This is a genomic window from Fusibacter ferrireducens (assembly GCF_015352425.1).
In the GTDB taxonomy this organism is placed as follows: Bacteria; Bacillota; Clostridia; order Peptostreptococcales; family Acidaminobacteraceae; genus Fusibacter_A; species Fusibacter_A ferrireducens.
In genome coordinates, this window is record NZ_JADKNH010000040.1 from 1 (window position 1) to 2,570 (window position 2,570).

Annotated in this window: 2 protein-coding genes; both read left to right on the forward strand. The window is 37.6% G+C overall.

Annotation, left to right across the window (positions count from 1 at the left end; translation table 11 throughout):
• Positions 1-169 precede the first annotated feature (169 nt).
• Positions 170-1,720: an IS21 family transposase gene (gene istA / locus ISU02_RS23655; protein WP_194704339.1), complete on the forward strand. Its 1,551-nt coding sequence runs from the start codon at positions 170-172 to the stop codon at positions 1,718-1,720.
• Positions 1,710-2,474 (forward strand): IS21-like element helper ATPase IstB, encoded by a 765-nt coding sequence (gene istB, locus ISU02_RS23660; protein ID WP_194704340.1) that lies wholly within the window; start codon positions 1,710-1,712, stop codon positions 2,472-2,474. Before istA ends, istB begins: the two co-directional genes overlap by 11 nt.
• Positions 2,475-2,570 lie beyond the last annotated feature (96 nt).

Genomic DNA, 2,570 nt, shown 5'->3' on the forward strand with positions numbered 1-2,570 from the left:
TGAGTATTACAGACCAAATTGACCACTTGTTCCGATGAGTGAGACCACCGGTTCCGATTTTTGAGATCACTCGGTACGGTGGCATTGACCACTTAATAAATTTAAAGTAAATGTGGGTATAGTATCCTCATACGCTTATACTGGCGTAAATAAATTGAGGAGGTCTATTATGACCCAATACAGAGAGATTCTAAGACTTAACAGTCTCGGAATCAACAAAACTGGCATCGCACAAAGTTTAAAGTGTTCTAGAAATACTGTGCGAAGCGTTTTAAATCGTGCATCTGAACTGGATATCAAATGGCCATTACCAGTTGAAATCACAGACACAGATTTGCACAAAAGATTTTTTCAAAAAGCACATGATGAAAATTTACGAAAAGCACCTGATGTTGAACACATTCATAAGGAACTGCTTAAAAGCGGTGTATCCTTAAAACTACTTTGGAATGAATATTGTGAGACATGTAGAATTCAAGGTGAGCTTCCGCTCATGTACTCTCAGTTTTGCCAAATTTACAGGAAACATGCTGAAGTCAAACGAGCGACTATGCACATTCCTAGAAAACCGGGTGAACTGATTGAAGTAGATTGGGCGGGTACAACATCGATGTTGGTTGATCGAGATACTGGAGAACTCACTGCCGCATATATTTTTGTAGCAGTGCTTCCATTTAGTCAGTATGCCTATGTAGAAGCTTTTCCATCAATGAAGCAAGAAAGTTGGATTGCAGCTCACGTTAACATGTACCAGTACTTCGGTGGTGTATCAAAGATTCTTGTTCCGGATAATCTAAAAACTGGCGTAGTGAAATCAGACTGGCATAATCCTGAACTTAACAAGATTTATCGAGAAATGTCAGAGCATTATAATACTGCGATAATACCAACTCGTGTTCGAAAGCCTAAGGATAAAGCCTCCGTTGAAGGTACAGTTGGCAACATCTCCACTTGGATTATTGCTGCACTTAGAAACGAAAAATTCTTCACTTTAGCAGAACTTAACAAATCTATAAAAACAAAATTGACAAGCTTTAACAGCAAACCATTCCAAAAGAAAGAAGGGAGTAGACTCAGCATCTTTCTTGGCGAAGAAAAATCTATGCTGTTACCGTTACCTGCCACTCCCTTTGAACTTGCAACCCTAAAGCAAGCCACAGTTCAATTCAATTATCACATACAAGTAGAGAAAATGCACTATTCAGTGCCTCACGAGTACATTAAACATGTTGTGGATGTAAGGATAACGAAAAATGTCATTGAAGTTTTTTATAATAATCACCGGCTCTGTTCTCATCCGAAACTTCATGGTCGTATAGGCCAGTACAGTACTGTAGAAGAACATATGCCTGAAGATCATCAAAAATATCTCAAATGGAATTCTGAAAGATTCATTTCTTGGGCTGAGAAAATTGGCCCAAGTACTACAATTACCATCAAATCAATTTTAGCCTCCTATCGTGTAGAGGAACAAGGTTATAAAAGTTGCATGGGACTTCTAAAGTTAGCTGATAAATATTCAGTTATTAGACTTGAAGCCGCTTGCTCCAGGGCTTTATATTATACGCCTCATCCAAGTTATAAGAGTGTTAAATCCATTCTTACGACAGGACAGGATAAGTTAACCAATGAAACACCAAAACACGTTATAGAAGAACCTGATGCCTTTGGATTTACCCGTGGCGCAGACTATTATGGAGGTAAAAACCATGACAAATGAATCTACAATGAATAAATTAATCGAAATGCGGTTTACAGCAATGGCTGATGCTTTTCGTATCCAACTCAGTGACAACTCTTTAAATCACATGTCATTTGAAGAAAGATTGGGACTGCTGGTTGATATTGAATATACAAGTAGAAAGAATAACAAATTCCACAGATTGATTAGATTAGCAAAATTTGATCAACCTCACGCTTCAATATCGGATGTTAATTATAATTCAAGTAGAATGATCAATAAGTCTCAAATTCAAAAGCTGTCTACTTGTGAGTATATCTATGATGCACATAATGTCATTATTATGGGAGCCACCGGTGCTGGGAAATCATATTTAGCTTGTGCCCTTGGCATGGAAGCTTGCAAGCGGTTCTATTCTGTAAAATATATCAGGTTACCTGAACTGCTTGCTGAACTTGCTATTGCAAGAGGCGAAGGTAATTATAAAAAAATTTTTAGTCAGTATAAAAAGGCTCAACTCTTAATTCTTGATGAGTGGATGCTTATATCACTAACTGAAAATGAAGCACGTGATGTTCTTGAGATTGTCCATGCTCGTCATAAAAAAACATCTACAATTTTTTGCTCACAGTTTTCTCCAGCAGGTTGGCATAAAAAGATTGGTGAAGCTACTTTAGCCGATGCTATACTCGATAGAATTGTTCATGATTCTTATAACATTGAAATTCACAATAAAACAGGAAAAGATGATCATTCTATGCGTGAGGAATACGGGCTTAAACAAAATAAATAATCAAATTGATCTCACCACCGGAACCTCTGGTTCCATTTTCCGGATTGGGTGGTCAACACCCACCGGACCCGGTGGTCTATTTGAAAAGAATATTCA

Excerpts from the sequence above, each read along its gene's own strand:
- istA (WP_194704339.1), top strand. The coding sequence starts at position 170 with ATGACCCAATACAGAGAGATTCTAAGACTTAACAGTCTCGGAATCAAC.
- istB (WP_194704340.1), top strand. The coding sequence starts at position 1,710 with ATGACAAATGAATCTACAATGAATAAATTAATCGAAATGCGGTTTACA.